General features: G+C 56.7%; 15 protein-coding genes and 5 pseudogenes. 13 read left to right on the top strand and 7 right to left on the bottom strand.

The features are described from left to right. Positions 1–865 precede the first annotated feature (865 nt). Positions 866–2,067 (top strand): annotated as a pseudogene (locus AB3X98_RS40975) (Tn3 family transposase). Positions 2,068–2,409: 342 nt separating this feature from the next. Here AB3X98_RS40975 and AB3X98_RS40980 read toward each other — a convergent pair. Then, complete coding sequence (locus AB3X98_RS40980) at positions 2,410–3,696, bottom strand: cytochrome P450 (RefSeq protein ID WP_368606980.1); 1,287 nt, start codon at positions 3,694–3,696, stop codon at positions 2,410–2,412. A 520-nt stretch (positions 3,697–4,216) separates the two neighbouring features. Then, positions 4,217–5,383, bottom strand: a complete 1,167-nt coding sequence (locus tag AB3X98_RS40985; protein ID WP_368606979.1) for a porin — start codon at positions 5,381–5,383, stop codon at positions 4,217–4,219. Between the two features lie 969 nt (positions 5,384–6,352). Between AB3X98_RS40985 and AB3X98_RS40990 the strand changes: the two are divergent. From AB3X98_RS40990 to AB3X98_RS41005, 4 genes and pseudogenes are all read left to right on the top strand, one after another. After that, positions 6,353–6,539 (top strand): annotated as a pseudogene (locus AB3X98_RS40990) (transposase); the annotation flags it as partial. Positions 6,540–6,600: 61 nt separating this feature from the next. Next, positions 6,601–7,283: pseudogene (locus AB3X98_RS40995) on the top strand (IS5 family transposase); the annotation flags it as partial. Positions 7,284–7,661: 378 nt separating this feature from the next. Then, positions 7,662–7,934 carry a hypothetical protein gene (locus AB3X98_RS41000; RefSeq protein ID WP_368606978.1) on the top strand — a complete coding sequence of 91 codons (273 nt, stop codon included), beginning with the start codon at positions 7,662–7,664 and terminating at the stop codon, positions 7,932–7,934. 2 nt (positions 7,935–7,936) lie between these two features. Then, positions 7,937–8,579 (top strand): annotated as a pseudogene (locus tag AB3X98_RS41005) (methyl-accepting chemotaxis protein); the annotation flags it as partial. A 25-nt stretch (positions 8,580–8,604) separates the two neighbouring features. Here AB3X98_RS41005 and AB3X98_RS41010 read toward each other — a convergent pair. After that, positions 8,605–8,826, bottom strand: a complete 222-nt coding sequence (locus AB3X98_RS41010) for a hypothetical protein (RefSeq protein ID WP_368606977.1) — start codon at positions 8,824–8,826, stop codon at positions 8,605–8,607. Positions 8,827–9,113: 287 nt separating this feature from the next. Next, positions 9,114–10,355, bottom strand: a complete 1,242-nt coding sequence (gene fabF / locus AB3X98_RS41015) for a beta-ketoacyl-ACP synthase II (RefSeq protein ID WP_368606976.1) — start codon at positions 10,353–10,355, stop codon at positions 9,114–9,116. Positions 10,356–11,225: 870 nt separating this feature from the next. Here fabF and AB3X98_RS41020 point away from each other — a divergent pair. The 4 genes from AB3X98_RS41020 (at position 11,226) to AB3X98_RS41035 (ending at position 13,831) form a co-directional block, all read left to right on the top strand. Then, positions 11,226–11,402 carry a hypothetical protein gene (locus AB3X98_RS41020; RefSeq protein ID WP_368606975.1) on the top strand — a complete coding sequence of 59 codons (177 nt, stop codon included), beginning with the start codon at positions 11,226–11,228 and terminating at the stop codon, positions 11,400–11,402. A gap of 130 nt (positions 11,403–11,532) precedes the next feature. Further along, positions 11,533–12,273: an SDR family oxidoreductase gene (locus tag AB3X98_RS41025; protein ID WP_342922800.1), complete on the top strand. Its 741-nt coding sequence runs from the start codon at positions 11,533–11,535 to the stop codon at positions 12,271–12,273. A 72-nt stretch (positions 12,274–12,345) separates the two neighbouring features. Next, positions 12,346–13,560, top strand: a complete 1,215-nt coding sequence (locus tag AB3X98_RS41030) for an IS66 family transposase (RefSeq protein WP_368610439.1) — start codon at positions 12,346–12,348, stop codon at positions 13,558–13,560. A 133-nt stretch (positions 13,561–13,693) separates the two neighbouring features. Then, positions 13,694–13,831 carry a hypothetical protein gene (locus AB3X98_RS41035; RefSeq protein ID WP_368606981.1) on the top strand — a complete coding sequence of 46 codons (138 nt, stop codon included), beginning with the start codon at positions 13,694–13,696 and terminating at the stop codon, positions 13,829–13,831. A 903-nt stretch (positions 13,832–14,734) separates the two neighbouring features. On the opposite strand, the gene AB3X98_RS41040 is transcribed toward AB3X98_RS41035, so the two are convergent. The 3 genes from AB3X98_RS41040 to AB3X98_RS41050 all read right to left on the bottom strand — a co-directional run bounded on the left by AB3X98_RS41040 (position 14,735) and on the right by AB3X98_RS41050 (position 17,947). After that, the gene (locus tag AB3X98_RS41040; protein ID WP_368606973.1) at positions 14,735–15,886 is read right to left on the bottom strand and encodes a porin; all 1,152 of its coding nucleotides are present in this window, start codon (positions 15,884–15,886) and stop codon (positions 14,735–14,737) included. Positions 15,887–15,992: 106 nt separating this feature from the next. After that, positions 15,993–16,772, bottom strand: a complete 780-nt coding sequence (locus AB3X98_RS41045) for a transporter substrate-binding domain-containing protein (RefSeq protein WP_368606972.1) — start codon at positions 16,770–16,772, stop codon at positions 15,993–15,995. Between the two features lie 68 nt (positions 16,773–16,840). Continuing rightward, positions 16,841–17,947, bottom strand: coding sequence for an NAD/NADP octopine/nopaline dehydrogenase family protein (locus tag AB3X98_RS41050; RefSeq protein WP_368606971.1), 1,107 nt, complete (start codon positions 17,945–17,947; stop codon positions 16,841–16,843). A 1,249-nt stretch (positions 17,948–19,196) separates the two neighbouring features. Here AB3X98_RS41050 and AB3X98_RS41055 point away from each other — a divergent pair. From AB3X98_RS41055 to AB3X98_RS41070, 4 genes and pseudogenes are all read left to right on the top strand, one after another. Continuing rightward, positions 19,197–19,928, top strand: a complete 732-nt coding sequence (locus AB3X98_RS41055) for a hypothetical protein (protein WP_368610440.1) — start codon at positions 19,197–19,199, stop codon at positions 19,926–19,928. Then, positions 19,906–20,876 (top strand): annotated as a pseudogene (locus AB3X98_RS41060) (IS5 family transposase); the annotation flags it as partial. The gene AB3X98_RS41055 and the pseudogene AB3X98_RS41060, both read left to right, overlap by 23 nt. An 822-nt stretch (positions 20,877–21,698) precedes the next feature. Beyond that, positions 21,699–22,499, top strand: a complete 801-nt coding sequence (locus tag AB3X98_RS41065; RefSeq protein WP_368606969.1) for an ABC transporter ATP-binding protein — start codon at positions 21,699–21,701, stop codon at positions 22,497–22,499. A 75-nt stretch (positions 22,500–22,574) separates the two neighbouring features. Continuing rightward, complete coding sequence (locus tag AB3X98_RS41070) at positions 22,575–23,426, top strand: transporter substrate-binding domain-containing protein (RefSeq protein ID WP_368606968.1); 852 nt, start codon at positions 22,575–22,577, stop codon at positions 23,424–23,426. Positions 23,427–23,550 lie beyond the last annotated feature (124 nt).

Below are 23,550 nucleotides of genomic sequence, written 5' to 3' on the forward strand. Positions count from 1 at the left end.
AGCACCGAACACCAATTCCGGAACTCTCCGAAACCGTTCGACTTCAAGCGAAACGGCTGTTCATCTTCCTCCGGAAACGCTGTTCGACTTCAACCGAAATCCGTGTTCGGCTTCGCCGAAATACGCACCCAAAGCGGCCCTGCAGCAGACGGGACAGCGGTTGACCGGCAAACCCGTCGGCCAGATGGAGCTGCGCTGGCAGGCCATCGACGCGCTCGCCGGTCAGGTGCGCACGCGGCTGCGGCCGCAGGCGATGGCGCTGGAATTCTCCAGCCTCCGCGCCGACGATCCCTGGCTGGCTGCGGTACGCTGGATGAACGGAGTCTTCGGCCGGCGACAACGCCTCGCCCAGCGCCCGCTCGCAGAGATCCCCCCTGGCACCGTCCCGAAGCGACTTCGACCTTACCTGCTCACCTTCGATGATATCGGTCAGCCCAGCGGCCTGCGCGGTGATCGCTACGAATTCTGGATCTACCGGCAGATCAGAAAGCGGCTCGATCGCGGCGAGCTGCATCTTGACGACAGTATCGAGCATCGGCGTTTCAGCGATCATCTGGTCGCGCCCGAACGCACGGCAGCTGTGCTCGAGGAACTCGACCTTGCCTGGTTACGCCAGTCGCCCGACACCACAATCGACGCCCTGTTCAACGAACTTCATGAGCTCTGGCAAACCTTCGAGCTGCAATTGCGGCAGGGCAAGCTCAAGCATCTCGACTATGACGCGCAGCACAGCAAGCTGACGTGGCGGCAGCCCAGGGTCGAGAAAGAAGGCGCGCAGCAGGACAGTTTCTACGCGAAACTGCCCTCACGCGATATTGCCGACATCTTCCGGTTTGTGAATGAGCGCTGCGATTTCCTGCGGACGATGACACCGCTACAACCTCGCTACGCCAGGAAGATCGCCGCCGATACCGACAGCCTGATGGCCGTGATTGTGGCGCAGGCGATCAATCACGGCAATTCGGCCATGGCCGAAACCTGCGATATCCCGTATCACGTGCTGGCCGATACGTACCGGCAACGCTGCCGCTTGGCGACGCTGCGGGCCGCAAGCGACCGGATCAGCAACTTCATCGCGCAACTGCCGATCTTCGAGCATTACTCGTTCGATCTGGAAGTGCTGTATCGCAGCGTCGATGGGCAGAAATTCGAAGCCGCCTCGCCGACTACCAAGGCGCGGCACTCCCGCAAGTATTTCGGGCGCGGCAAGGGCGTCGTCGCCTATACGCTGCTCGCCAATCACGTTGCGCTGCGCACCGAACTGATTGGCGCGCACGAACATGAAGCCACTACGTCTTCGACATCTGCCATCACAACACCACGGATATCGCGCCGAGCACCATCACCGGCGACATGCACAGCGTCAACAAGGCGAATTTCGCGATCATGCACTGGTTCGGCCTGCGTTTCGCGCCGCGCTTTACCAGTCTGCAGGCGCAACTGTCCCATCTGTACTGCGGCGATGATATCGGACACTGCGAGCACTTTCTGATCAAGCCTGCCGGACAGATCGACCGGCAACTGCTCGTTGAGCAGCGGGCCGGCATCGAACAGATCATCGCGTCGCTCAGCATCAAGGAAATGAGCCAGCAGGCCCTGATCCGCAAGCTGTGTGCGCTGTCGCCCCATCATCCCACGCGCAAGGCCGTGTTCGAATTCGACAGGCTGGTGCGCAGTATCTACACGCTGCGCTATCTGCTGGACCCGCAACTGCAGCGCGACGTCCATCGGTCCCAGAACCGGATCGAGGCCTACCATCAGCTGCGCTCCATGCTCGCCCAGGTCAGCGGCAAGAAACATCTGATCGGCAGGACGGACCTCGATGTCGCGATCAGCAACGAATGCGGACGCCTGCTCGCCAATGTCGTGATCGCCTTCAACTCGATGCTGCTCTCAGCGCTGTTCGAGCGGTATCAACGCGATGGCAACCAGAAGGCGCTCGCCAGGCTGAAGCGGATCTCGCCCGTCGCCTGGCAGCACATTCACTTCCTCGGTCACTACACCTTCCAGGGTAATGCGAATCCGATCGATCTTGGTGTCCTGCTGGCCGGCCTCGAAGTTCTCTAACGCATTGAATCCAAAGCATTCCAAAAAATTATTGGGGTTTGGGCGTGGAACCCCTGACACAGCGGCGGAATGGTCGCTGCGCGTGATACGGCAGCTGTCCTCATCGCGAACGCAAGGGTGCGATGCAATCCCGGCACTGCGCACGGTTCTAGAGTCCAATTCGCAGCTTGGCATGTCAATGTCATAGAGCCAGCGTGTATGGCGCCCGGATCGAAGGTTGGGCCTGGGCTGCTTTCTGTGTAGGCCTATCACCTCATGCCGGATATGATGCCACCCCTGTTATTGACGTGCTCGTTCGATACACGGCTAGCTGTTTCGTGCATGCGGATATCGCGGGTTGTGTTATTGCAACATGCAGCGAACGGGAAGGTGTTTCGGTCCACAAACGAAGTTTGACTCCATGTATTCGATCTCACCCACTAGCTCAGCGCGTTGCAATCTCGGAATCAGCTCATCGAACAGAATCCGCATCTCCATGTGCGCGAGATGTCGACCAAGGCAGACGTGGCCGCCGACACCGAACGCGATATGTGGGTTGGGTCTGCGATCAATATTGAATGTGAATGGCGAAGGGAAGACTTCTTCGTCGCGATTCGCCGAGCCATAGCACAACATCAGCCAATCTCCCTTGCGAATTTTGCGGCCCCGGATATTAGTGTCGGCAGTCGCTGTACGCATGAAATGATGAACCGGCGATGCGAATCTAAGGCATTCATCGATAAAATGTGGAATGAGCGATCGATTTGCCTGAAGCTGTGGTAGCAACTCCATAAAGCGGCACAATGCCCACATTGCGACCGACGTGGACGACGACACTGTATGATGCCCTGCGGCAGCGATAATTACGTAATAGCCGAGGCGGGTTACGTCATCGATAGGCTGCCCATTGATGACCGCGTTGGCTAGCAAAGTCGCGACATCATTGCGCGGGTCCTTCCGGCGCGCTTCGTTTAAGCTTTCGAAGTACTCCCTGAAGTCGTCAACTACAGACAGGAGCGCATTGCCCGTCGCACTGCTCGCGTCGCCTTGGCGCAGCGTATCGCGTGTGTATTCCGCGTCTTCACTCCCGAACATCTCGTAAGTTAGTGCAAGTATGCGAGGAAAATCCTCCTGAGGGACACCGAGAATATCCATGATTACGTGCAGTGGGTACTGCGACGCGAATGCGCCTGAAAAATCGATCACCTTTCCGTTGTGTTGCTGCAGCTTCGCGACCATCGCACGGGCTAGCGATCTAATACGGTCTTCAAGCTTGAGAATACTGCTCGGCATGAACCAGGATTGAGTCAGCGCGCGTAAACTTTTGTGTTCTTCGCCATCGATGTGCACGAGCGACCGAACAATGTTCGGTGAACCGGTCGTGGACATAATATGCTCTATCGATGCTCTAGGGCGACACACGACAGAATAATCTCCATTGTGGAATAGAGAATTATTCCGTGAGATCATAGAGACGTCGGCGTGTTTTGTAATCACCCAAAACGGGTCATGCCCGGCAGCCGTCGCTCTCCCGACAGGGTTGTTTGCGCGTGCCCAAGTGTAAATTTCGTGGAGGCCATCGATGTCCGTGTGGGACTTCGGATCGACGATGCGGTTCGCTATTTCTCTTGGTAGGTCATATTTTTGCATTCTGTTTGAGTCCAGGGGAGGTTCGTGTTAGTGGACGCGCGACACGAACGAGCGTCTACGCGCGCGATGATCCAGTCTGCTAACGTAGAGAGCTCATTTCAGTTGGTGCTTGCCGATCGATTTAACTTTATCGCAGGCGGGTGCTCCCCGCGGGTGGTGGTTGGTGTGGTGGCTGTCAATTTGCGTCCGGCGTATCTAATTATCATATTATGATTTCTCATTTCATCCTTAATCCATATCAACATTGTTCTTTGATATCGATGATATTGAGGATACGCGGCGGAACGTATGCAAATTAATGCGCTGACTGTAGTCTCCTGTTGAAGTTAAGATAATTAATTGGTGTGATGGTTTCGCCAGTTTAACCAATAGGACGCAACGCCGATCAGGAATGTCAGGAAGGTCAGAAAATTTAGTCATGCATCTGGCGCGACACGCCAACGCTAGCAGCGTCAGTCGGGTCATTTGGGAGGATCGATCGGTGCTGTGAGTCGTTGCATTCCAGCATGTTTAGCTCTATTCAGAACTTTTGACGGATCGCGGCGCGAGCAAGGATCTGGCGATTGCTGGATGAGTCACCCACATTCGCGACGCTCGCAACAGCGGGAACCCCAAGAGACGATGTCCCAGATGCTTGTTGCCAACCGATTTCGAAATAGACGTCGGTTCGCTTGGATAAAAAGTAGTCTGTTGAAATCGTTACTTGGTTGAAGTGCTGGTTTCCGAGTATGTGTCCCGAAGCGTCTTGAATGCCATTCGATTGCAAGTAGTCGTATGATGCTGCGACTGTCCACGCTTGGCTGAAACGATACATTATTCCGACATCGTAGTTGTTGAATATGACTGTTCCGTCCAGCTGAGGCAGTGCGAGATTCGCGTATTGAACATTAGAGAACGATGCTGCCACGATGACGGGGCCGATTGTGAAGTTGGATGCTACGACTACAGACTGATACGCTTGGGCGGAGGCATATCCACGGTTGATAGCACCTTGAAGAGGAGAGATTCCATTCAAATAGGCAGTAAAAAATCCTGTGCCTGGCGCTGCGGTGGGGTTCTTAAAGTACTCAAATGATGCCCCCAGTTTCAATGGCCCGTTCACGTAACCTGCACCTACCGAATAACCACTGGTAGATGTGAAGTTACCGGCAATACCACCAAAGCTGTACTCAATTCCGAAGCTCGCGCCGTAGATGTCAGGGCTCATGTATCGGACAGAATTATTCGGTCGAACCGTGTTGGACGCATTGTCCAGATCCCCTGGGTGTCCCGCCGGCGCGCCTCCGACCAGTGCTTCGGCAGTCAGCGGCTCGGGAAAGTAGAAGATCATGTCGTATTGACGTCCAAATGTCAGGCCGCCGCAGTTGTCGCTTTTGATACCGATGAAGGCTTGACGACCAAATAGCAGGCCGCCCTGACCAGCCTGACCTTGATTTAGGTTTACGCCTGACTCAAGGGTGAACGTTGCATGTAAACCGCCACTGAGGTCCTCGCTTCCGGTCAGGCCCCATCGACTTCCCATGAGGCCGCTAAGCGAGTCAAGCGAAATTCTCTTGCTATCAGCAACGTTGCTTTGGTACATAATGCCTTCGTCGAGTACACCGTAGAGATTCACAGTCCCTTGTGCTTGAGCCAAGGATGACGCACCAAATAAAGCCAGAAATATCGACCTTTCCCAACCACGCATAATTAGATTTCCAGGAGCGTGTGAGTGAGAAGCTCTGTTTCGCTCGACGACATCTGTCTGTACAGCGCTGCGACGTGCTGCCACGATTGCGCCGATGTTGGTGTGCTCCAAAATAGAGCGCTACAGCGGAAGAAAGCCACTGTATCGTTGATATGTGCAGTTGCCTCTTTGCATTTTTTGGAGATCATATCTGTGCGGCTTAAGCTTTACTGTATGGCGTCCAAGGTGTCAAACGGGTTGAGCGCGAGATCGCTTCACATTTCCAGAGCACAGATCGTGCCGACTTAGATTAGTCGGCGAAAAGGAGCCACCAGGCGCAGTGCGACGTCTTCAGGTGGATTGATATCCGATGAAGATTGTCGTGCGGACCGCCCGATGTGCGACAGTCCTCATTTCGTTTGTGAGGATTTGGTCAATACGCGACAATTGACATGGGCTGAAGAGCCGTCTATTCGAACAAGAACCCTCGTAAGAGATCGTGAAGCCGGTAGCGTCCTTGACTAGTCGTGTAAAACGGAGGGCTTGTCACGAGTCGCGCTCAACAATTCGTCTCACGAGGGCGGCAGTCATGCCGCGAAGACCACCGGTGCCGAAGGTTGACATACCCCCGGAAGGCAGGGTGTGGGGACGAGGCCGTTGGAATTCCCACGATCTCAGTGCATCGCTCAGACGGTGGTCAAGCGATATCTGTAATCGCTTGTGGTTTCACGACGACTCATGCGGCTATCATCCTGGGCGGTCCGCGCATCAGGCGCCCGACGTGGGCCGGCGGCGCGGCTGGGGGCTATGCTTGGGCGCTGGGCCTCGACATCAAGAAGTTCTTCGGTAGTATCGAACCGGTAAATCATGATGCGACAACGAGGCTGAGCAAGGCGAGGCCGGCAACCATCGCAACTGGGCCAGGCGCTAGACTTCACCAACAAGCGCACGCGTCGCAAGGGCGTCGTCGACGAGGTGGCGTGGCGCAAGAACCGCAACAAGTCGAAGATCCTTGCCCGAGTCGAGCATGTGTTTGCGGTCGTGAAGTGGCTGTGGGGCTTCACGAAGGTTCGTTATCGCGGGCTGTCAAAAAAACGCCAATCGCGCCTTTGTGGCGCTCGCGCTAGCCAATCTTTACATGTGGCGAGGTCGCTCGACAGCACAGGTGCGCCCGTAGAGGGCCAAAGACGGGCGACAAGCCCGTGCAGGGCCCCCTCAGCCTGCGCCGTTTCGTTGGCATTGACCTGGGCAGCGAAACGGTGCCGGACGCCACGACGATGCTCAAATTCCGGCATCTGCTGGAAGAGCACAAGTTGGGCGAGCGAATCTTCGCGGAAGTGGGAGTGGTGCTGCAGGCGCGGGAGCAAAGCTCAAGAGCGGCACGATTGTCGACGCCACACTGATCGGTGCACCCTCGTCGACGAAGAACAAGGAGAAGGCGCGTGACCCGGAAATGCATCAGACGCGCAAGGGCCAGCAATGGTATTTCGGCATGAAGCACCACATCGGTGTGGACAGTCAGAGCGGGCTGGCTCATAGCGCGGTCGTAACCGCCGCCAACGTACACAGCAAGCATCCGCAGCCGCAGTTGCTGCACGGTGAGGAGCAACGCGTCTACGGTGACAGCGCATACGCGAGCCAGAAAGCACTGATTCACAGCAAGGCCCCGAACGCACGTGACTTCACCAACAAGCGCACGCGCCGCAAGGACATCGTCGACGAGGTGGCGCGCCGCAAGAACCGCAACAAGTCGAAGATCCGTGCCCGGGTCGAGCATGTGTTCGCGGTCGTGAAGCTGCTGTGGGGCTTCACGAAGGTTCGTTATCGCGGGCTGGCGAAGAACGCCAATCGCGCCTTCGTTGCGCTCGCGCTGGCCAATCTTTACATGTGTGGTCGCTCGACGGCACAGGTGCGCCCATAGAGGGCCAAAGACGGGCGAAGAGCCCGTGCAGAGCCCCTCAAGGGGCCCGACATGAGCTGGAATGCCCGCTTTTGCGGCTGTTTTTCGCGATCTCGAAAGTTGACGCATGTCTTGGTCGCAACCAGTCGTGTTTACCGGGCTTGATCAGCGTTGCCCTAACACCTTCGAGAACAAGACTCGTCGATGTCGCAACGGTTCTTGGCGGTGTACCTGAGCGGTTGGTCGAGCGTGAACATCACAGATGCGATCGCCGAATAGCAGTGACGCTGCTAACGCCGAGTCGCTTAAATGCTTACCTGCGCGGCGACAGGCGTGCGCTGAATAGTGAGGAATTGCGCGGCTACCAGTTATTCAAGGCAAACCATTGCGCAACCTGCCATGTGGGCAAGAATCTGGGCGGGCAGTCGTTCGAGCGAATGGGTCTCCCGGCCGACTACTTTTCCGTTCGGGGCTACACGTCCGCAGGACAACGGTCGGGCGAATGTTACAAAAGAGTCGCTCGATTGCCATGCGTTCAAGACGCCGACGCTGCGCAACGTGGAACTGACCGCGCCATATTTTTACGACGGTCGCGGTGCTGAACTGCATGCAGCTGTGCGCGACATGGCGACGTATCAGGTCGGCAGGCGATTGCCTCAGTGCGCCAGCTGACGGACTCAGTCGGTCGCGCGGTGACGGATATATCCGTTGGAAACGAGAATCTGTCCGCGCGTACCGAAAAGCACGCTGCATCCCTTTAGAAAACCGCATCAAGATGGCGCAGCTCACCGAGACGGTTCGAAACAACGCTGACAATGCTATTCAGGCGAGCACGCTTGCCTTGAACGCGACCGATCTGGCAGAACGTGGCAACGACGTGGTGTCAACCATGATTGGTACCATCGAGAAAATCAGTGGCAGTTCTGCCAGAATTGCTGAGATCACGGGTGCAATCGACGGCATCGCCTTCCAGACCAATATTCTGGCGCTCAATGCGGCGGTGGAAGCTGCCCGGGCGGGCGACCAGGGGCGCGGCTTTGTGGTTGTGGCAAGTGAGGTACGCAATCTCGCACAGCATTCGGCCACGGCGGCCAAGGAAATTAAGTCGCTTATTGGTGACCCCGTGGCGGTCGTGGAGCATGGGGCAAGCCAGGCGGCCGACGCAGGAACAACGATAGGGCAAGTCAAGGATGCGATCAGGTGTGTCGCGGATATCGTCAGCGAGATTTCCTGGCGTCTGAAGAGCAAAGCGTCGGCATCAAGTATGTCAACACCGGCATCAGTGAGATGGACAGGGCCACGCAACAAAACGCGGCTTCGTAGAATCTTTTATTCTCCAGTTTCAGGGATTGCTCACCCCTGCGCCCGCCGACACGTTGAACACCGACACTGAATCCTCCAGTTCGACCGCCTGCGCGTTCAACGCCTGCACGCCGGCGGCTGCCTGCTCCACGAGCTCGCTTGCTCGACGACCTGGCGGCGCATAAAATCTGTACGTTGACCCAAACTCATGGAAGAGAATCATGCAGTGCCGGACCAGCATACACAACGGTTTCAGAGCCATTCGTGCTTGCGGTGTCGCTTGAGACAGGAGGGCGAGGCCCGGTCACATCGGCGGTCTGCCGAGTTACCGCTCGATCACACACGCGATAACGGGTTGGACTCGCCGTCTGGCCCGGTGATAGCAAGCCGGCACGCAGCGGACTCGCAAGCCAGTCCGACTACCCCACATTTCCGGGGTGGTTCAAACTGGGCAGGCGTGCTGCTATCTCCGACCAATAGAGATTCTTTACGTTGACGTGCCTTCAAGATCTGCTTCGCGAACTTGGCAGATTCCTCTGTCCTAGCCATTCACTCGATCCGGCGGAATACTAGCGTGCCGTTGGTGCCGCCGAACCCGAACGAATTTGAAATGGCAACATCAATCGGCATGCGTCGAGCTACGAGGGGTACATAGTCGAGGTCGCATTCCGGGTCGGCCTTTGTCAGGTTGGCGGTCGGCGGCGCAATCTGGTGGTGCACGGTGAGCGCGGTGTAGACGGCCTCGACACCACCCGCAGCGGCAAGCAGGTGCCCGGTCACTGATTTTGTCGAGCTGATCGCGAGGTCCTTGGCGTGCGAGCCAAAGGCTGCCTTCAGCGCGAGCGATTCCGCGCGGTCGCCGAGCGGCGTCGAAGTGCCGTGCGCATTGATGTATTGCACGCTGTCGGCCGCGACGCGTGCATTGCGCAAGGCATTGCGTATGCAGCGGGCCGCGCCTTCCCCGTCTTCCGACGGGCTAGTAATATGGAATGCGTCACCGCTCAGTCCGAATCCGGCCAATTCCGCGTAAATCCGTGCGCCGCGCTGGCGCGCGTGCTTCATCTCCTCGAGCACGATGATGCCCGCTCCTTCACCTAGCACGAAGCCGTCGCGCTCCGCGTCCCACGGGCGGCTCGCTGTCTCGGGACTTTCGTTGCGCGTCGAGAGCGCCTTGGCCCGGCCAAAGCCCGCGAGGCTGCTTTCGGTGATCGCCGCCTCTGCAGCCCCTGCAATCATGACATCGGCATCACCATACTCGATCAGCCGGGCGGCGTCTCCGATCGCATGAGTGGCGGTCGAGCACGCCGTCGCCATGGCGAGATTCGGTCCCTTGAGCCCGTACCGGATCGAGAGATGCCCCGCGATCATGTTGATGATGGATGAGGGCACGTAAAATGGGGACACCCGCCGCGGCCCTTTGTCCCTTATCGTGAAGGCAGTGTCGACGAGGGTCTGTACGCCGCCGGTTCCGGACCCGACATGAACGCCGATCCGGGAGGCATTTGCTTCGGTCACTGTGATGCCGCTGTCGACGAATGCTTCCATGCCGGCCACGACACCGAGTTGGATGAAGCGATCCATATGGCGGACCTCTTTTTCCGAAATGAAGCGAGTTGCGTCGAACCCCTTGACTTCGCCAGCGATTTGCGCCGGGAAATCGGTCGTATCGAAAAAGGTGACCCGGCCGATGCCGCTGCGGCCGGCAATGACATTCGACCAATTTTCCTCGACGCCAATCCCGACCGGGGAAATGGCACCAAGACCGGTGACGACGACTCTTCGGTTGTCCATTTTTTCTTATTTGATATCGAAAATCGAGCAATACCGCGCGAAATGCTAAAGCTGTCGACCCGTGCGATCGATAGGGAGGGGCTTTACGGTTTGATCCGATAGTAGCCATGTGGCCGTCATCGTCCCGCAAAAGCCGGCACCCACTATCACGATCGATACAGTCATTGCCGCGGCTCCTATGGTTGTTCTCGTATCCGCTCCCGTAGAAAATTGATTTTGACGTTAAGATGGATATCCGCTCCGATAGCGTCGCTTGCATCGGGGCATGTCGGGAAAGTTCTCTTTCCGGCACGGATAGTCGGAAGCTGTGCCGCGCGTCGCAGGAAGCGACTATGCGGCATCTCGCCTCGAACTACAAAATCAATTGTTTGGATAACACTGATTCGCATCGCAAATGAATATCTGCGAAGGACCGGCATGACGAACGCGCGCATCGTCGATGTTCTGCGCAGCGAGCGGATAGTGCAGTCGCTTCAGAACCTTCGCAATTCCTGGGCAAGGGCCGTTCGTGGGTGCCTTCTTGATCATCGGGTCAGAACCGGTTCGTCAGACGCGCATTCTAGCGCCCCCGCACTAATGCGACACAGCCCTTCAATGACGCTTAGTGTTGGTATCAATGCATTTGACGCCTTTCTTCTGGTAGTTGCACAGAGAGTCGCGTAACGTGCCGTGTTAGGTAGGCGGGTAGTACGACGACCCGCAGAGCTTAGGTTAATTAACATTTTCCCGATAAGGATTGTTTATGGAAAAGATAAACAACTGATTGCGGGTTTTCCGAAAGGGCGGAATTTGCTTGCGTGCCCCGTCGGGACTGGCTCGCGGGGTTGGCGAGGGCGGTCGGATTAAAGTCAAGGCTTTGCGGATACGAGAATGGCTGCAAAACATGGCCGGCAGGCGATCCCCACAACATTGACGGATGAGCAGTCGGGCATTTGGATTGCAGCATCTGAGCCGTGGCCGCCGCCGACGTTGCTGTTACAGAAGGTGTTCAACTACGGGGGCGTGATGCGTTCCTTCTGCGCGGCAGTCACGACTTCGACGATCTAACTGACGCGCTGTTCCTCTCATCCAGATTGCCGCGCCACAACTCGTGCAGGTTCGCCTCACCGCACGCAGAGCGGCGCGCCCCAATGCAAGCGATCGCAAGCAACGATCTATCCAAATTGGAACTGCACAGATGGGCCAAGTTAATCGTTATATGCTGTTGACCGGCGCCAGCCGCGGTATCGGTCATGCCACAGTTAAGCTTTTTCAGGAGAACAACTGGGAGGTGTTCACTGTCTCACGGCGTCCGTTCTCGGACAGTTGCAAGTGGCCTGCGGCGCGTGAAACGCACATCCAAGCAGACCTCGCGGACCTCGATAACATCGACCGGATCGCTTTGGAAGTCAGGCGACGGCTACCTGATGGACAACTACATGCGCTCGTCAACAATGCTGGAATCTCGCCTAAAGGCGAGAACAGATCGCGCCTCGGAATTCTCAACAGCGATCTTCAGACATGGATGACTGTTCTTAACGTGAATTTGGTATCCAACGCATTACTGGCGCGATCGCTGTTCCCAGAATTGGTCCGAGCAAAAGGGGCGATTGCCAACGTAACATCGATCGCCGGGGTGAAGGTTCATCCTTTCGCGGGTACTGCGTACGCAGCTTCAAAGGCTGCGCTCGCAGCTCTAACACGAGAAATGGCACACGAGTTTGGCCCCGAGGGCGTACGCGTCAACGCTATTGCGCCGGGCGAAATTGATACCTCGATCCTGTCGCCCGGCACAGAGGAGATCGTGGATCACGGTATTCCTATGCGTCGTCTCGGAGATCCGGCCGAAGTCGCACGAGTAATCTACTTCCTCTGCACTGAGGCCTCGTCGTACATCAACGGAGCAGAGTTGCACGTCAATGGAGGGCAGCATGTCTGAAGTCATGCGTCGGCACATAAAGACCGACGCCATGTGGCATATGGGCTGAGCCGGCGAACTCTGGAAGAGATGATGGCTGAACGTGGCATCGATGTCGACCATTCAACCGTGCACCGATGGGCGATCAAGTTGCTGCGCGCTCCGGAAAGGCATTTCGACGTCGCAAGCGCGCAGTCGACAGGAGCCGCCTGTTCGTGCTGCGACTGCATCGTACAGGCCGCAGCGGCGAGCCGCCCAATCGATCGTGGTCTTCCGGGGCCGGCACTGCTCGCACATATCGCCACATCAAAGTTCGCGTACCACATCCCGTTCTACCGGCAGTCCGTCATGTACGCGCGCGACGGCGTCGAGATCGAACCGGGCACCATGGGCCACTGGTTGGGTAGTGTGACGTGGCTGCTCAATCCATTGGTCGACGCGGTGCGCCGCCACGCACTCGGCGGCGCCAAGGTTCACGGTGACGACACGCCGCTGCCGGTGCTCGCGCCAGGCAATGGCAGGACGAAGACAGGCCGGCTCTGGGTGTATGTGCGCGACGATCGGCCCAGTGGTTCCCTGGAAGCTCCAGCGGTCTGGTTTGCCTATACACCGGATCGTCGCGGCGAACATCCCCAGCGACATCTTGCCAACTTCAAGGGCGTACTGCAGGCAGACGCATTCGCCGGCTATGGGGAGTTGTACGTCGGTGGTGCGATTCGAGAGGCAGCGTGTATGGCACATGCACGACGAAAGCTGCACGATTTGCACGCTGTGCGGCCATCGCCGATTACCAGCGAAGCATTGAAGCGCATCGGCGCACTCTATCGCATCGAAGAGCACATTCGTGGGAAGCCACCTGAAGAACGACGGCGCATCCGCCAGGCGCAAGCCGTTCCGCTGCTTGATGACATGAAGCGGTGGTTCGAGGCGACGCTTCTCACACTCTCCGCGAAGTCCGACACCACCAAAGCGATCCAGTACTCGTTGAATCGCTGGCCCGCGCGGGTCTATTACTGCAGCGATGGTCAGGCCGAAATCGACAATCTGATCGCGGAGCGTGCGTTGAGGGGCGTGGCGATCGGGAGGCGGAATTTTTTATTTGCCGGCGCAGACTCAGGCGGGGAGCGCGCAGCCGCCATGTACAGCCTGATTGGTTCTGCCCGCCTGAATGGCATTGACCCCGAAGCCTACCTGCATTACGTCATCGAACGCATCGCCGATCACCCAGCGAACCGGATTGACGAACTACTACCCTGGAGCGTCGCCCCGTTGCTGCCCGCCTCCGCACACATCGATCCAATCCGCTAGCAGTCAAGCCGGTCGTGCGTCAACATCAATCGTGACGGTGCCGATCGAATGCTTACATACCAGCCTCCGCTATTGCAACAGAACCGGACCTGCCATGCGGTCTGCCGAGGAAGTACGGTCGCATGGAGTGCAGATGAATCAGGTGACGCAGCAAAATGCCGCGCTGGTCGAAGAAGCCGCTGCCACGCAGTCGTTGGCCGAGCAGGCACGGGGGCTCCGCGAAGCGGTGGCCGTCTTCAATGTACCCGAGGCGGCGCTATCGACCTCTTGAGCGGTCGCTGCTCGGGGACAAACGTGCCGATCGGCGACAAGCGCCTGCATGCTTCTGTATACCGTTGGCGAGCGGGACCGTTTCAATCGTGACAGGCATTCTAGAGGGCAACGGAGAAGGCGCGGCGAGATGCCGGGCACGCTAGTCGACTTATCGCCCAGGCGAGTGACCGTGGGAACGATGGCAACCGGTCAAGCAGCAATGCGCCCACCATTGGGCTGGACTACACGGGCTGTGAGCAAAGCCCGAACCAAATCAGCCAGGAGACTACCCCTCAGCGGATCCGCTCCCGCAACCGTGTCGGATTGGTGTCGTAATCCGCCGCGGTAAGAGCGATCGAAGGGTCAGGCCGCAAGCTCAGCTCTGGAATTTGCTCGCGTGCTGCCTCACGCAATTCCAGTCGTCTGTCTCGCTTTCGGCTACTACCGGTCTGTCTCGCAGATTAGGCTGCTCTGTCATCGAGGTCCGAATGCAGGTGTCCACGCGGGCTCTTAGCTTCTGACCTCTCGAACCACATTGGAACGGAATCATTTAACAAGCACACGTGTCCAAGAGCTTCGCGCTTACGCGACGATCGTGGTAGGGGACTGATGTATCCTTTGAGCCAGCAAATGAAGTTGCATTTGTCCGCGTGCTGTCTGGAATCTCCCGTACTTGTCGCCTGTTTGCTCGCCGATTCTATATCCGGTGGTAACAAACCATGGACTTTCGCCGACAGACTATGCAGGCCGTGACTTTGCTCGATGCTTTGGCAGGCGCAAAAAAAGAGCACCCGCAACGCGGGTGCTCGACTCGGAGCGGAATTGCCTGGTCTATGTCCCGATTGCGACCGCATTGGAAACAGTGGCATCGCGGTCAATCGAATTCCGCATCTCATCGGTATTCCGACGGATGCTGCGCCGCTTAGAACTTGTGACGCAGGCCAACGCGCGCAACCACCTGATTGCGATTCGAAGATATGTCATCGGCCACCGGCACAAAGGCGAAGTCGAGGACGCTGCCGGTACGGTCTCCGCCGACGTGCTGATACGCGCTTTGCATATATACATCCGTGCGCTTTGACAGCGAGTAGTCAGCCATTAGCCCGGCGGTTTGGTAGTTCGGTTTCAGCTTCCCGGCAGTGGTATTGAAACCGCTCAGGGTGTAGGTGTACATTGCGCCGACGAAGAAAGCTGGCGTGAACTGGTACTTGCCGTTGATCTCAAAATTCTGGTACCGAAGATTCGATAGCGTGCCGGAAGCCGGCGTAATCTTGCCGACGTAACCTGATGACACTGGATCGGCGACGAAGGTATTTGAATACGAGAGGCCGATGTTTGCCGAGCCGAAGGTGTACGTCGCTCCCGCACCGAAGATGCGCAGCTTGCTACCCAGGAAATTTTCGTCGGCAACCGGGTTGTTTCCAATTGCACCGCCTGACGTGGACGACTGGTTGTTCGCTTGCAGATAGGCTGCTGACAACAGCAATCCACCGGTCGAGTATTGGACGCCCATACTGTACGCACGATTGTTGGCGAAATTCGTGTCGTTGCTAAAGCTGTATGTGCCGCCAAATTTAAAACCACCAATCACAGGACTTGTATACTTGACAGTATTGTTGACACGGAAGGTGTTGTCCGTGTTGTCGTTGTCGTACGGATGGGAGAACATCCCGCCGCCCCATGTGCCATTCGCCGTCGTTTCGGCAAGGTAGCTAACGACGGAATCGTACTGGCGACCGAGAGTAACCGACCCATATTGGTCGGAGGCGATGCCGACCCAGGCCTGTCGCCCAAACATCAGGCCCCCTTGGCCAAGCTTGCCATTGTTGACGTTAAAGCCGTTCTCCAGCTGAAAAACTGCCCTGATACCGCCGCCAAGATCTTCCGCCCCCTTCAAGCCCCAACGACTACCTTGGACGGTTCCGCTCTGGAGTTCGAAAATGTCTTTGCCGCCGACGTTATTAGTATAATTAATTCCCTCATCGATCAAACCATAGAGCGTCACGGTGCTTTGGGCCATTGCGGGAACCGCGACGGTCGTCGTCACCAGAGCTGCAAGTAGTTTACATTTCATTTAGGTCTCCAAACCTACGTTGTGATGTTGATCATTGTCTATGCGAAACGCATCTCTTCCGGGGCGGTCATTCCATTATCTTTTCGCTAAGGAAATCCGACGACGATTACCCGCCGTAGATATCGAAAGAGAAGTATTTTTTCGCGATCCGGTCGTACGTGCCGTCCTCACGGATACTTGCGATCGCGCTGTTGATCGCTTCGAGGAGCGCTTTATCGTTTTTTCTTACAGCAATGCTGACGCCAGGACCAAAGATCGCGGTATCTCGGATCGCTGGGCCTCGCGCAAAACCAAAATCTCGCCCCTGCGCAGTTTTCAGAAACCCGGACTCCGCCGTTGGGCCCGAGGCTAAAGCTGCATCGAGTCGTCCGGCTGCGAGGTCATTCCATACCTGGTCTTGCGAAGGGTAGGCGACAACGTCAGTACCATTCGTCCAGTGCTTCCGTGCATAGACTTCTTGAGTGCTTCCCTGCAGGACTCCAATGCGTGCTCCTTTGAGCGCGTCGGGCACTGCCACCAGGGTCGAGCCACCCTTCACAACTAGCGCCTCGAAATTGGCATACAACTTGTCGCTGAAATCGACAGCCTTTGCGCGCTCTCCGGTCCGGGACATCGATGAATTGATCGCATCGAACTTCCGCGCCTGCAACTCAGGAATCATGCCGTCGAACGAGTTTTCGACCCAGACGCATTTCCTCTTGAGTTGCGCGCAAATTGCGTGACCGAGGTCAATGTCAAACCCAACGAACTGACCACTGGGTGTTTTTGATTCAAACGGGGGGTAAGCGCTGTCGACTCCGAATTTTAGTTCCTTGCCATCGTCGGCGAATGTCAATAAGGGAATCGAAGTCGCAAACAGGGCGATCAGCAGCGTTTTAATCTTCATTCTGGGCGAGTTCCAGGCCAGGAGTTGTCCAAAGGGCACCGTGATCCAAAGTAGCGGTACGGTTTGCCTCAGACGTGTATTGGGCGACTTGCTGTGCGCGTTTCGGTTGAAACGGCGTAACCGTCGACCGCAAGTCTCTGCAGGGTTTCGATCTGCAGCGGTCCGATCTCGGGAAGGATGTCATTGTCCGCCACGAAGTTTCGGCCGTAACAAGCGCTGAGGATTGCAACGCCACTTGCATGCAAGGGCGCGTTCACCCCCGCCATCTCTGCGAGGCGAAGGGTCGGCACCAATCCGAAAGGAACGTCTTCGAGAACGTAGCGGGTGGCAAGGGCGCTGGGGCCGCGCGGATCTCTTCCTTGTTGCACGAGGCGGTCTGATATGGCCGAAAGCGAATTGCCATCAACGCCAAACGACAGCCTGCAATGATCAAAAGTTGTTCTCACGGTTTTTCCGAAAGCTGCCGCGATGGTAAGCCTCTCCTCGTCCAGGGCCTCAAGAAGCCTCCCGACCGCTGGCGTCAGGTTCGAATTTTGGCCCCAATTTTCTCCTTTCTCGATACGGGTCAAGTTGGCCAAAGCGATCCCCATGTGGTCTTGCGGGTTAATATTGCTGAGGGACAGTGTGAGCATGTCGTCCTTCATGGTGAATCGATCGCCGAAGAGGGAGACACAGATTTCGTGAATTCGGAGGCTGTGGCGATTGGGTAGTGCGGCCATGTCAACCGCGGCGCGGATCGCACCTACGGTGATAGCTGTCGACGACTGCGTCTTGCACGTCAATACCGTAGTGCTCCACGCGGCTATGGGGATGGAGATCCCACGTTCTGCCAGGCGTCGGGAAAGGTAGAGTGCCGCAAATGAAAGGTGGGCGCTGATGATTACGCTATGATTCGCGCGAACATAAGGGATGATGCGGTCGAGGACGAATCGGTGGCCGTAGGCTGGCAATGCCAAAATGATGATGTCCGCATTGCCGACGTCCGCGGCATTCTCACAAACCTCCAGTTGGAATTCGCCATCGATTGCTCCTTCCACGTGCAGGGGCACTCCCGTAGCGAAGTCCGCGGTGCGAGCCCCAGATGGAGACCAAACTTTCGCCCGATGTCCACGTTGCGTTAAATACGCGGCGTAACCCAACGCGATTGCACCGGCACCTGCGATCATCACATGCATGTTACCTTCCATCTTCGAATAGTTCAGCGGTCGCCACGACCAACCCGGTTATAAATGAGATGCTCGGGTTACGATCGCCCATCTTCGGATGGCTACGGATGAGACGCGCCTTGGCCTATACTTGCTACCTTAGTGTTTCCGATCACGAATTAATCTATTTGCGTATCGATAGTTTCCTGAGTCACTTCAATGCGTGATCTTTTCGGGACCGACGCTGAACGTTGTTCATATGGGCCCGTATCAATCCCGCGAGGAGACTTGAGCACTCAGCGCGTAGCACCGGGGAGATTGATCCGATGAGTCGCACGATAGGGAAGCCAAAGTCTCATGTCAAAGTCCGATTTGAGCGTAGATGTATTCCAAGAGGTTATGCGCAGGGTGATGCTTAAAGAACCGGTCGAGGACATCATTCCATCCTGCACCTTTGACGCATGCAGGTTCTGCTATCTCTTTTTGCGTACGCGGATCGGAGGTCTGGGTGCCGTATGCGAGGATGGGCGAACGATTCGGCTTCCGGTGTTAGTGCACTCTTTTTCGCGAAACGCAGCGAATGCGGTTTCGCCTTCCTTCTATGTCGCGAATGACGCAAGGCTCGCGGGCATTAAATTTGAGATGTTGCGATATCACTTCCAGCAGTGAATCCGTCGGCAGCCGAGTCCGCACGGCGAAGCGCTGACGGCAGAAGACATAACCTGTCGGAATACCTCGGCGCGAAAATCGGAATTTGATCTTTCCCCCGGCACACCTATCATCTACAGTCGATCATGTTGGCGTCGCGCGAGCAGGAAGCGGCCTGGCACGACGGACTCGATCAATAACGCTAGCGAATCGCTTGCTTCGCCTTGCGTGTCTACTGCTGTGTATTCCTCCGCTGCACTTCAATAGATCAGCGACGCTTTGCTGTTGCCTGCCGCTTCGAACTGTCTTTACGCACGTAGCGATGAACGCTACGCAAGTGATCTCAAATTGCTACTTCTCCGACTCATGAGTACTCTACAACAGGCACGTGGGCGTCCTACGCGGTGGTCGCAGCGGCAGCCGCCTTAAGGAGGACGCCGTTGGGTGTGCTTGAGCATGCGCTGGCTATCGCTGGCGAAAGCGCACCAAATTCATTATTCATGAGCGCGCCACCACTGTCGGTGCCGGCGCCCGGGAGCAGCGATATCAAAGAGGGGTAATACCATGGTCTGTAGTGACCGGGTTGGTCGCCCTCGATCTCGCGGAAGGCGGGTTCACGGGGCCCCGAAATGTGCGAGATAGCTCGCTGCTCTTCAGCTTTGCCGACGCGCCGCCCATTGGTGAGTCGGAGTACATCTCAAACGAATATTACAAACTGTATTGCTGCTGTCGGCACATTCACGCGCCCCTGGAAGCGACGCTACGACTGATTGAGCAATACAAGTTCGATCCGACAGCTATCGAGGCGATCGAAGTCGAGACGTACGCAGGGGCACTGCGCATTTCGAATAAAAGTAGTCCAGCTAGCCTTGTTGACGTTCAGTACAGCATCCCTTACTGCGTCGCCCTAGCGGCCCTTGCGGGCCCTGAATCGCTCTTGCCTCTCACTGAGGGGGCCCTAACTCTTGACGGAGCAAGCGCGCTCGCGCGCAAGGTCTCGCTGGCGATCAACGCCGAATTTGAAGACAACTTTCCGGCGAAGACACTCGCGCGCGTCACCATCGTGTGTGAAGGTCATCGGTACGTATCGCAGGTGACGGAACCACGCGGAGAGGCCGGTGACCCGCCGTCATGGGAAGAACTTGCAGCAAAGTACGTGGCGGCTACACGGCTCTACGCCACCAGTGACCAACAACGCCAACTGCTCGCCGCATTCGAACAGCTACGCTCGGAATCTGACTTGAAGCCTCTGAAGCGCTGTCTGGCCGATTCATTCAAAATGAGTACATCGAGCTTAAATAATATACGGCGAAGTTTTCTGACACTTTCGGTTTTCGAAGTTCGCGGAGATGCACGAAGCTGACATAAAGGGTGGGCGGCCGAGCAGCGCGCCAGAGAAGTCGCTGCGAGCCATGCTGATCCAGATCCTTTACAGCATCCGCTCGGAGCGCCAACTCATGGAGCAGGTGCAATACAACCTGCTGTTTCGCTGGTTCATCGGCCTGGCCATGGATGATGAGGTGTGGGTGCCCACGGTCTTCACGAAGAACCGGGAGCGTCTGATCACGCACGATGCCGTGATCGAATTCTTCAACGCCGTAGTGGCCATCGCCGAGAAGAAGTGCCTGCTCTCGGGTGAGCATTTCAGCGTGGACGGAACGTTGATCCAGGCGTGGGCCGGGCACAAGAGTTTTGTACACAAGAACGGCGACGATCGGGACGACGACGGCGACGGTGGCGGCACGGGCGGCTTCAAGGGCGACAAACGCAGCAACGAGACACATCAGTCCAGGAGCGATCCCGGTGCAAGACTCTATCGCAAAGGCAAAACGGCCAGTGAATTGCGGTACATGGGCCATACGCTGACCGATAACCGGCACGGACTGGTGGTCAATGCGCGCGTGACACACGCCGACGGGCATGCCGAGCGTGAAGCAGCCAAGATCGTGATCCACGACGCACGGCAAGCGGCAGAGGATCCGGACGTAGAAATTACGTTGGGTGCAGACAAGGGTACGACGCCATGGAATTCATTGAGGCATGCCAACAGATGAAGGTCACACCGCACGTTGCGCAAAACACCTCGGGGCGGCGTTCAGCAGTGCCCGACACGATTGCATCGAGCGCGGGCTACGCCGTTTCGCAGCAAAAGCGCAAGTTGATCGAACAAGGCTTCGGCTGGGCCAAGACCGTGGGCCGCATGCGCCAGGTGATGGTGCGTGGCTTGAAGAAGGTGGACCAGATGTTCGTGTTGAACATGGCGGCGTACAACCTGGTGCGCATGCGATCCCTGGCACAAGTGCGTCCATAGTCGCGGGAAAAGGCGGCATTGAGGCCAGAAGTGGGCCTCACAGCGCTTAAAACAAGGTTGATTCGCGTTGAAATTGCACAATGCGAAAGATTTGGAGACGGCGGGCGCGTAAATCGAGGAAGGCAGCTTCCGCCGGGGGCGTATTTCCGCAACCTGCTAGTGCGCTATGACCGACCGTTTCGTTCACGGACGGATCCTACGTTGATCGGTGGACGGTGCGAAGGGTAGAGGGCGCCGCGCTCAAGCTTGGGACCTGGCGCGATGGCCAGGTGGTGCCGCAGTGGTTCGCCACGGAAGGAGAGCCGGAAAAGTTCTCGGGGATTCGCACATACCGGCGCCCCCGGCGGATTTCCCGCCATTCCGTCTGGACACAGGTTGTCACTATTACAGCGTCGAACCCTATTAAACTGGGGCTTCGGCTCCGCACGCAGAACTGGGTGCCCGAGGATTATGAATGCTTGGAGGCTTTCGAATCGGCGCGGTTGACCCTGCGTACGTTCGCGCGGGTCCGAGCGTATAACCTCTGGGAATAGCGTCCAGTCCCAACTCGACTTTGACACCCCCTTATAAATGTCCGTATTCTGACAATTACCAGCGGTCGCCCCGCCCCCACATGCGGCAGGTTGAGTGGGCCGCAGATCGATGCGCCGGCGTCACGATCAGACCAACTAACGCGGCGCTTGGTGACTATTAATACCATATTTTCTCGGCTCAGCGCGAGTCTGGGCCTGAGATTTTCAGTTATGAGGAGATAAGGTGGAGCAGGCTAATGTAGCTCAGTCGGCCTACGCGTGCGCTAGCAGCACAGTTTCTGTAGGTGCAATGGCTGAAGCGAGTCCGATCCGGGCGAGGCGCCACGAAGCGCCGGCTCTTGTAGCCGAAGGCATATACAAGAACTACGGTGTTCACGAGGTCCTAAAAGGAGTTTCGCTGCAGGCTGAGCGGGGCGACGTGATTTCCTTGATCGGCAGTTCCGGGTCGGGAAAGAGTACGTTTTTGCGATGCATGAATCTCCTCGAGGTGCCGACCAGCGGCCGCATCGCCGTCGCAGAGCATGAGATCAGCGTGGAGACCGATAAAAGAGGACGAGTCTTTGGTCTGGACCACAGGAAGATTGAAAAAATGCGCGCGCAGCTCGGCATGGTCTTCCAGGGATTCAATCTGTGGTCGCATATGACTGTGCTGCAAAATGTTATGGAAGGACCTGTGCACGTGCTGAAGCTCCCAAAGAACGAGGCACGTGATCGCGCGTTGGATTTCCTCGCGAAGGTCGGCGTTGCGGATAAGCACGCACATTACCCGTCTGAGCTTTCTGGAGGTCAGCAGCAACGAGTGAGCATCGCCCGCGCACTCGCGATGCAACCCGCTACGCTGCTTTTCGACGAGCCAACTTCGGCTCTCGATCCCGAGCTGGTTGGAGAGGTGCTGAAGGTAATCAGGAAGTTGGCGGATGAGGGACGCACCATGATTGTCGTTACTCACGAGATGGGCTTTGCGCGAGACGTTTCCAACAAGATGATCTTTCTTGAAAAGGGGCATATTGAGGAGGAGGGGACGCCAGAGGCAATTTTTAAAAATCCAGCGTCCCCCAGATGCCAGGAATTCCTGTCCCGGGTGCTTTAATTCGCACCCGGTGTTGCATTGAAAGTGCGAAATTGTTTGATCAAGAAGACGAGAACTAATTCAGGAGACGTAGAGATGAAGTCGAGAAAGATCGGCGCGTTTATCGGAGTGCTAACAGCAGCTCTGGTCATCTGCCAACCAGTTATGTCAAAGGAGTATTCGAGAGTCACGATTGGCACGGAGGCTTCGTATGCACCGTACGCCTTTAAAGACGCTAGCGGAAAGATGGTTGGATTCGAAATCGACGTGATTAACGATTTGTGCCGACGGATGCATTTGCAGTGTGACATTGTCGACCAGGCATACGACAGCCTGATCCCATCACTCCTGTCCGGTCGATTTGATGTAATTATGGCTGCGATCGGTATTACGCCAGCCCGACAAAAGGTTATTTCATTTACGCGGCCGTACGTAACAACTCCCATGGTTTTCGTCACGACATCGACGAGCGATCTATCCGCTCTTAAAATGTCGCCAGCGAGTCTGGATCTTGACAAGTTTGATACTGAAGAGCAGTCGGCGGTCTATAAAATTACATCGGCTCTGAAAGGCAAAACCGTCGGCGTGCAGGTGGGCAGCAACTTCGAGACATTCATGAAGAAATTCATGCCGACTGTGAAGGTCTCGACGTACGACACCACCGACAACATGATGCTGGACTTGACAGCGGGGAGAATTGACGCGGGAATGGCTTCGTTCAATTTTCTCAAGCCGCTGATGGACAAGCCGGACGGCAAGGACTTGCGGATATTTGGTCCCAGCCTGACGAATGGGCCGTTCGGAAGTCGTGTGGCCGCTGGACTTCGCAAAAATGATGATCAATTACGCGCGATGTTCGACAAGGCGATCGGTGAAGCAATTTCAGATGGCAGCCTGCGCAAACTCGCGATCAAGTGGTTCGGCTTCGATAACTCGCCGAAGAATTAGCAGGCTGTTGAAATACACTTCGCTGATACGCGGCCCATCGTTCCAACGAGCCGCCGCGCGAGGTTGGTCCATGTCGATTTGATGCCGGATGTCCTTAACTCAGGTGGAACCAATGTCATCTTCT

Source organism: Paraburkholderia sp. BR14312 (genome assembly GCF_040948675.1).
Classification (GTDB): Bacteria; Pseudomonadota; Gammaproteobacteria; order Burkholderiales; family Burkholderiaceae; genus Paraburkholderia; species Paraburkholderia nodosa_A.